Annotated in this window: 8 protein-coding genes; 4 read left to right on the top strand and 4 right to left on the bottom strand. The window is 73.9% G+C overall.

The genetic code is table 11. From position 1 onward, the window contains the following. Together ACIQOV_RS21015 and glmS are read left to right on the top strand one after the other, a co-directional pair. Positions 1 to 257 (top strand): hypothetical protein (locus ACIQOV_RS21015; RefSeq protein ID WP_401050546.1); only part of this gene is annotated, 257 nt, incomplete at its 5' end. 45 nt (positions 258 to 302) lie between these two features. Continuing rightward, positions 303 to 2,129, top strand: a complete 1,827-nt coding sequence (gene glmS, locus ACIQOV_RS21010; RefSeq protein ID WP_401050544.1) for a glutamine--fructose-6-phosphate transaminase (isomerizing) — start codon at positions 303 to 305, stop codon at positions 2,127 to 2,129. Positions 2,130 to 2,233: 104 nt separating this feature from the next. Here the strand turns inward: glmS and ACIQOV_RS21005 are convergent, their stop codons facing one another. The 3 genes from ACIQOV_RS21005 to ACIQOV_RS20995 form a co-directional block, all read right to left on the bottom strand. Further along, a complete protein-coding gene (locus ACIQOV_RS21005; RefSeq protein WP_380540712.1) occupies positions 2,234 to 3,145 on the bottom strand; it encodes a glutaminase in 912 nt (303 codons plus the stop codon). A gap of 178 nt (positions 3,146 to 3,323) precedes the next feature. Next, positions 3,324 to 4,022 carry a DUF3152 domain-containing protein gene (locus ACIQOV_RS21000; RefSeq protein WP_401050541.1) on the bottom strand — a complete coding sequence of 233 codons (699 nt, stop codon included), beginning with the start codon at positions 4,020 to 4,022 and terminating at the stop codon, positions 3,324 to 3,326. Then, positions 4,019 to 4,156 (bottom strand): hypothetical protein, encoded by a 138-nt coding sequence (locus ACIQOV_RS20995; RefSeq protein ID WP_401050538.1) that lies wholly within the window; start codon positions 4,154 to 4,156, stop codon positions 4,019 to 4,021. Before ACIQOV_RS20995 ends, ACIQOV_RS21000 begins: the two co-directional genes overlap by 4 nt. A gap of 353 nt (positions 4,157 to 4,509) precedes the next feature. Here ACIQOV_RS20995 and ACIQOV_RS20990 point away from each other — a divergent pair, with 353 nt between their 5' ends. Further along, the gene (locus ACIQOV_RS20990; protein WP_359898470.1) at positions 4,510 to 4,725 is read left to right on the top strand and encodes a heavy-metal-associated domain-containing protein; all 216 of its coding nucleotides are present in this window, start codon (positions 4,510 to 4,512) and stop codon (positions 4,723 to 4,725) included. Between the two features lie 68 nt (positions 4,726 to 4,793). Here ACIQOV_RS20990 and ACIQOV_RS20985 read toward each other — a convergent pair whose 3' ends face one another. After that, positions 4,794 to 5,330 carry a DinB family protein gene (locus ACIQOV_RS20985; protein ID WP_401050534.1) on the bottom strand — a complete coding sequence of 179 codons (537 nt, stop codon included), beginning with the start codon at positions 5,328 to 5,330 and terminating at the stop codon, positions 4,794 to 4,796. Positions 5,331 to 5,428: 98 nt separating this feature from the next. On the opposite strand from ACIQOV_RS20985, the gene ACIQOV_RS20980 reads away from it, so the two are divergent. Continuing rightward, positions 5,429 to 6,400, top strand: a complete 972-nt coding sequence (locus tag ACIQOV_RS20980; RefSeq protein WP_401050532.1) for a helix-turn-helix transcriptional regulator — start codon at positions 5,429 to 5,431, stop codon at positions 6,398 to 6,400. Positions 6,401 to 6,579: the final 179 nt, after the last annotated feature.

The raw sequence follows: 6,579 nt of genomic DNA, 5'->3' as shown, positions 1-6,579 counted from the left end.
CCCACGAAGACCTCCTCGCCCACCTCACCCGGACCAGCCCGCTCGGGCCCCGGGAGGCGGCGCGGGTCGTGGCGGAGGTGCTGGCGTACTTCTCCGAGAGCACCGAGGACTACGTGCGCCGCCGCCACACCGAGCTCCAGGCGCGCGGACTGACCAACGAGCGGATCTTCGCCCGGCTCGCCGAGGAGCTGCCGCAGCGCCGGGTCTCGGCGCCGGAGCTCTCGGCCCGCCAGCTGCGGCGGATCGTCTACGGCTGAGCCGTCGTTCCCGACCTTCTGAAGACCTCGAAGAGGAGACCACGCATGTGCGGAATCGTGGCCTACATCGGCCCCAAGGATGCGACCCCCTTCCTGCTGGAGGGGCTGGCGCGGCTGGAGTACCGCGGCTACGACTCGGCCGGCGTCGCCGTCACCGGGCGCAGCGGCGGGATCAAGCTCCGCAAGGTGAAGGGGCGGGTCGCCGACCTGGCCGCCGCCGTGCCGGCCCGGTTCAAGGGCACCACCGGCATCGGCCACACCCGCTGGGCCACCCACGGCGTCCCCAGTGACGCCAACGCGCACCCGCACCTGGACAACGCCGAGCGGATCGCCGTCGTCCACAACGGCATCATCGAGAACGCCGACGAGCTGCGCGCCAAGCTCACCGCCGACGGCGCGGTGTTCCGCTCCGAGACCGACACCGAGGTGCTCGCCCACCTGATCGCCGCGAACGTCGCCGAGGGCGTCGAGCTGGAGGACGCGGTGCTGGCCGCGCTCGCCCGGGTGGTCGGCACCTACGGCATCGCGGTGCTCGACGGCGAGCGGCCGGACCGGATCGTGGTCGCCCGCAACGGCAGCCCGATCGTGCTGGGCATCGGCGAGAAGGAGATGTTCGCGGCCTCGGACGTCTCCGCGCTGGTCCGCTACACCCGCCAGGTCGTCCACCTGGAGGACGGCGAGCTGGCCACCGTCCGGGCCGACGGCTTCCGCACCTTCACCGCGGACGCCCGCACCACGCACCGCCAGCCGTCCACCGTGGACTGGGAGGTCGACTCCTACGACACCGGCGGCTTCGAGCACTTCCTGCTCAAGGAGATCCACGAGCAGCCCGGCTCGGTCGAGCGCACCCTGAGCGGCCGGCTCGACGAGCGCTTCGCCACCGCGCACCTCGGCGGCCTCAACCTGGACGCCCGGGAGCTGCGCGAGATCCGCCGGGTGAAGATCCTCGGCTGCGGATCGGCCTACTACGCGGGCGAGATGGGCGCGCAGCTGATCGAGGAGCTGGCCCGGATCCCCGCGCACAGCGAGCCGGCCTCGGAGTTCCGCTACCGGAACCCGGTGATCGAGGCGGACACCCTGTACGTGGCGGTCAGCCAGTCCGGCGAGACCTACGACACGCTGGCCGCCGTCCAGGAGGTCAAGCGCAAGGGCGGGCGGGTGCTCGGCGTCGTCAACACCGTGGGCAGTGCTATCGCCCGAGAGTGTGACGGCGGTATCTACCTGCACGCCGGTCCGGAGGTCTCGGTCGCCTCCACCAAGGCGTTCACCTCCACCGTGGTCGCCTTCGCGCTGCTCGCCCTGCACTTCGGGCGCATCCACGACCTGTCGCCCGCCGACGGGCGCCGGATCGTTTCGGCGCTCCAGGCGCTGCCGGACCAGATCCGCGAGGTGCTGGAGCAGAGCGAGGCCATCGCCCGGCTCGCCGCCGAGTACGCCGACTCCACCGGCATGATGTTCATCGGCCGGGTGCGCGGCTTCCCGGTGGCCCGCGAGGGCGCGCAGAAGCTCAAGGAGATCTCCTACGTCCACGCCGAGGCCTACCCGGCGAGCGAGCTCAAGCACGGCCCGCTGGCGCTGATCAGCCCCGAACTGCCCACCGTGGCACTGGTTCCGGACGACGAGCTGCTGGACAAGAACCTGACCACGCTCGGCGAGATCAAGGCCCGCTCCGGGCGGATCATCGCCGTCGCCCACCGGCGGCCGGAGGAGAAGCTCGCGGACCACTGCATCCTGGTGCCCAAGAGCGAGCCCGAACTGGACCCGCTGCTGCTCAACATCCCGCTCCAGCTGTTGGCCTACCACGCCGCCGTCGCCCTCGGCCGCGACGTGGACAAGCCGCGCAACCTGGCGAAGAGCGTGACGGTGGAGTAGGGCCCCTCGCGGCGGGCGCCCCGGGAGCGGGGCGCCCGCATCGGACCCGCGGGTCCCGGTCGCTGTGCGGACGGCCGGGGCCCGCGTTCTCTCCGTGCGTGCTTTCAGAACACCGAGCACCCGGAGAGGGTGGTCAGGGTGTCCAGGGCGGCGACCGCGGCGACGGAGTTGCCGGCCTGGTCCAGGCGCGGGCCCCAGGCGCAGACGGCGGCGCGGCCGGGGAGTATGGCGAGGATGCCGCCGCCGACGCCGCTCTTGCCCGGCAGGCCCACGCGGAAGGCGAACTCGCCGGCCGCGTCGTAGGTGCCGCAGGTGAGCAGGACGGCGTTGATCCGCTTGGTCTCGCTGCGGGACATCAGCCGGGTGCCGTCGGCACGCACGCCGTAGCGGGCGAGGAAGGAACCGGCCAGCACCAGGTCGCGGCAGCTGGTGGCCACGGCGCAGTGGGCGTAGTAGTGCTCCAGCACGGTCTCGACCGGGTTCTGCAGGTTGCCGTGGCTGGCGATGAAGTGGGCCAGCGCGGCGTTGCGGTGGCCGTGTTCGGCCTCCGAGGCGGCGACCACCGGGTCGGTGTCGAGCAGCGGGTTGCCGGACTCGCGGCGCAGGAACTCCCGTACCGCGCCCGAGGCGTCGCCGGTCATGGTCTGGAGGCGGTCGGTGACCACCAGGGCGCCCGCGTTGATGAACGGGTTGCGCGGGATGCCGTGCTCGGTCTCCAGCTGCACCAGGGAGTTGAACGGGTTGCCGGACGGCTCGCGGCCGACGCCCTGCCAGAGCGCGTCGCCGCCGTACGCCACCGCGAGGGCGAGCGAGAACAGCTTCGAGACGCTCTGGACGGAGAACGGCCGTTCCCACTCCCCGACGCCGTGCAGCTCCCCGTCGACGGTGGCGACGGCCATGCCGAAGGCCTCCGGGTCGGCGGTGGCGAGCGCCGGGATGTAGTCCGCCACCCGGCCCCGGCCCGCGGTCGCCCGGGCGGCCGCCTCGGCGGCCTCCAGCAGCACCGGCCAGTCCAGGATCTCCCCGCCGGGCACACCGTTCAACGCTTCTCCTCCACCGGCACCGACCGCGGACAGCACCGGGACCGGCAGCGGACACGGGCGGGACCGGTCGCGCGGTGCGGGGGCGTCCGGTCCGACCAGGATTATCCGTGTTCCGGACGCGGCCCCGGTACGGGGGTCGGGCGCGGGCGGGTCACGGCGCGTCGGTGGGGGCCTGGACGGGCGGGCCGGTGAGCAGGGTGCCGGAGTCCGAGTACGGCAGGCCGTTGGGGACGCAGCCGTGCAGCCCCTTGATCTGCTGCATCATCACCGGCGCCGGGGCGCCCGGGCCGGGGCAGTCGACGTGGCCGTTGCCGAGGATGTGGCCGACCTCGTGGTTGACGGCGAGCGCGTGGTACAGCTCGGGCCGGCCCTGGTAGAACTCGGACAGCTCGGTCCAGCGCTTGAGGTTGATGACCACCTGGTGGGTGACGCCGCAGTTCACCCAGCCGCCGGTGTCCAGCCCGTACTGGCCGCAGATCCGGTCGGTGGACCTCGGGGTGGCCAGGTAGACGGTGAAGTCCACCGGGTCCGCGGGCACCCGCTGGAACGAGACCGTGCCGCCGGCCGCCCAACCGCGCCGGACATCGCCCAGGACGGCGTCCACCTCGGCCGCGAACTGCGCCGGGCTCTCCGCGATCCCGTCCTCCACCCGCACCTTGTAGCGGTACAGGCGCTCGCCGGTGCCGAAGCGGGCCGAGCCGCCGGACGCGGTCGTGAACGCCAGCCGGTCCCCGTCCCCGTCGCTCCACGGCTGCCACCAGAGCAGCCCGGCGGTCAGCGCCGCGGCCAGCGCGAGGGCGAGGGCGCCGTGCCGGGGCTTGCGGCGGCGGAGCCGCGCGAGCGCCCTCAACGGCCCGCTCCCGCCGCGTCCGGGTGCGCGCGACCGGCCTCGGCGAGGCGGGCGGACTCGCCGCGCAGGGCGTCGTGGGTCATCGGGAGGGCGGTGGTGTCCGGTCGGTCGTGGATCGGGGCCAGAGTGGACATGGCGGAGGTGCTCCAGGACGGGATCGGCGGGCGACGGCCCGGCCGATCGTCGGCCGGGCCGTCGCCCGGTCGTGCGAAAGGGTGGTACCTGGAGGAACGGGACGGGGCGCGGCGGCGGTTCAGGACGTGGCGCGCGCCACGGCACGGGCCCAGTCGGACGGGACGCCCGGGCGGTTCCCGGAACCGCTCGATGGTGTCACCCGGGCGGCGTGTCCCTGGGCGGCGCCGTCGGAATCGGGTGTCGTAGGGCGGGCGGGTCGACCCGTCCGGGTCGGTTCGTCGGAGTCGACGCGTCGGGTTCGATCCGCCCGGGTCGAGCCCGTCCCGTCCGGAACGCCATCGGAGGCGCCGTCATGTCCACCACCGCCGTATTCGCCGTCGACGGCATGAGCTGCGGCCACTGCGAGAAGACGGTCAGCGCCGGGCTCGCCGTCCTGCCCGGCGTCACCGACGTCAGTGCCGACGCGCCGAGCGGCCGGGTCACCGTGGCCTCCGCGCAGCCGCTGGACGAGGCCCTGGTCCGCGGCGTGGTCGACGGGGCCGGGTTCACCTTCGTCGGGCGGGCCTGAGGACGGCGGCGGGGGCCCATCGGGTTCGGATGTCGCCGAGGGCCCCGCCGCCGTGCCGCGGGCCGGGCTCAGCCCATGCTCTTCGCGCCGTCCAACGACTCCCGGATGATGTCGGCGTGACCGGCGTGCTGGGCGGTCTCGTTGGCGACGTGCAGCAGCACCCGGCGGGCCGACCACCGGGCGTCCCCCTCGAACCAGGGGGCCTTCGGCAGCGGCTGGGTGGCGTCCAGGTCGGGGAGGACCGCCACCAGCTCGTCGGTGCGGCCGGCCACCTCGGCGTAGTCCGCGAGGACGCCGGCCAGCGTCTCACCGGGCAGCATCCGGAACTCGTCCGCGCGGCGGGCGACGTCCTCCTCCGTCCAGCTGGTGAAGTCGGGCATCGCGGACGGGCCCTGCACGATGAACTCCGCCCAGATCCGCTCGACGTTGGTCACGTGCTTGATCAGGCCGCCCAGACAGAGCTCGCTCGCACAGGTCCGCAGGCCGGCCTGCTCGTCGGTGAGGTCGCGGGTGGTGAAGCGCAGGAAGTGCCGCTGCTTCTCCAGGGCCTCCAGGAGGTCGGCGCGCTCGCCGGTCAGGTTCTGGGCGGCGGAGGTCGTGGTCATCGTCAAGGCCTTTCGTTCGGGTCCTGCTCCCTCGGACAAGAACAACGTTACGGACCATTGCGGCCACTTCCTGTCCTGAATCCCGGGAGAATCGACGCATGGCGAACACCAGCACCCGGACGCTTCGACTGCTCTCCCTGCTCCAGACCCACCGGTACTGGCCGGGCGACGAACTGGCCGACCGGCTCGGCGTCTCCGTCCGCACCCTGCGCCGCGACATCGACCGGCTGCGCGAACTCGGCTACCCCGTCGAGGCGCAGCGCGGCGTCGACGGCGGCTACCAGCTGGCGGCGGGTGCGGCGCTGCCGCCGCTGGTGATCGACGACGAGGAGGCGGTGGCCCTCGCGGTCGGGCTGCAGGCGGCGGCCGAGAGCCCGGTGGAGGGGGTCGCCGAGGCCTCGGTGCGGGTGCTGGCGAAGGTCGTCCAGGTGATGCCCGCCCGGCTGCGACGGCGGGTGGAGGCGCTGCGCGCGGTGACCGTCCCGGTGGACTGGGGGACGCGGACGGGCGCGGGCGTCGACCCGGACATCCTGACGGTGGTGGCGCTCGCCTGCCGGGACGACGAGCGGGTGCGGTTCTCGTACACGGCCGCCGACGGGCGCGGCACGCAACGGCACGTCGAACCGCACCGGCTGGTCTGCCTGAACCGCCGCTGGTACCTGGTCGCGTACGACCTCGACCGGGCCGACTGGCGCACCTTCCGCCTCGACCGGCTCACCGGCCCCTCCGGCAGCGGCGCCCGCTTCGCCCCGCGCACCCTCCCGGCCGCCGACGCGGCCGAGTTCGTCCGCGCGGGCCTCAACGGCATACCCAGGCCGCACCTGGTGGAGGCCCTGATCGAGTCGCCGGCGGAGCACGTCCGGGCCAGGGTCGGCCGCTGGGCCACCGTGGAACCCGTCACCCCGGACCGCTGCCGGCTGCGGATGACCGCCGACTCGCTCGACTGGCCCGCCATGGCCCTGGGCTCGCTCGGCGCCGAGTTCCGGGTGCTCGCCCCGGACGCGCTGCGGAGCCTGCTCGCCGACTGGAGCGCCCGCTTCGCCCGCGGGTCGGTCGAGGGCGAGGAGTAGGGAGACGCGGGAGCGGGACGTCGGGCTCGTCGGCTCGTCGGCTCCTGGTGCGGCGTGGTGGATGGGCGGGGGGAGTCGGTCAGGGGGCGATGGTGTCGAGGGTGGTGCGGAGGCGGCTGAGGGCGGCGTGGGTGCCGAGGGCGTAGCCGAAGACGGTGTGGACGAAGGGCTCGTTGAGG

Source organism: Kitasatospora sp. NPDC091257, assembly GCF_044757675.1.
GTDB classification, from domain to species: Bacteria; Actinomycetota; Actinomycetes; order Streptomycetales; family Streptomycetaceae; genus Kitasatospora; species Kitasatospora lactacystinica.
Note: the sequence above shows the minus strand (reverse complement) of the source record. Positions and strands in the feature narration are given on the sequence as shown.

Bases quoted from the DNA above. Each gene is read 5' to 3' on its own strand.
- glmS (WP_401050544.1), top strand. From the start codon at position 303: ATGTGCGGAATCGTGGCCTACATCGGCCCCAAGGATGCGACCCCCTTC.
- ACIQOV_RS20995 (WP_401050538.1), bottom strand. From the start codon at position 4,156: ATGTCCACTCTGGCCCCGATCCACGACCGACCGGACACCACCGCCCTC.
- ACIQOV_RS20990 (WP_359898470.1), top strand. From the start codon at position 4,510: ATGTCCACCACCGCCGTATTCGCCGTCGACGGCATGAGCTGCGGCCAC.
- ACIQOV_RS20985 (WP_401050534.1), bottom strand. From the start codon at position 5,330: ATGACCACGACCTCCGCCGCCCAGAACCTGACCGGCGAGCGCGCCGAC.
- ACIQOV_RS20980 (WP_401050532.1), top strand. From the start codon at position 5,429: ATGGCGAACACCAGCACCCGGACGCTTCGACTGCTCTCCCTGCTCCAG.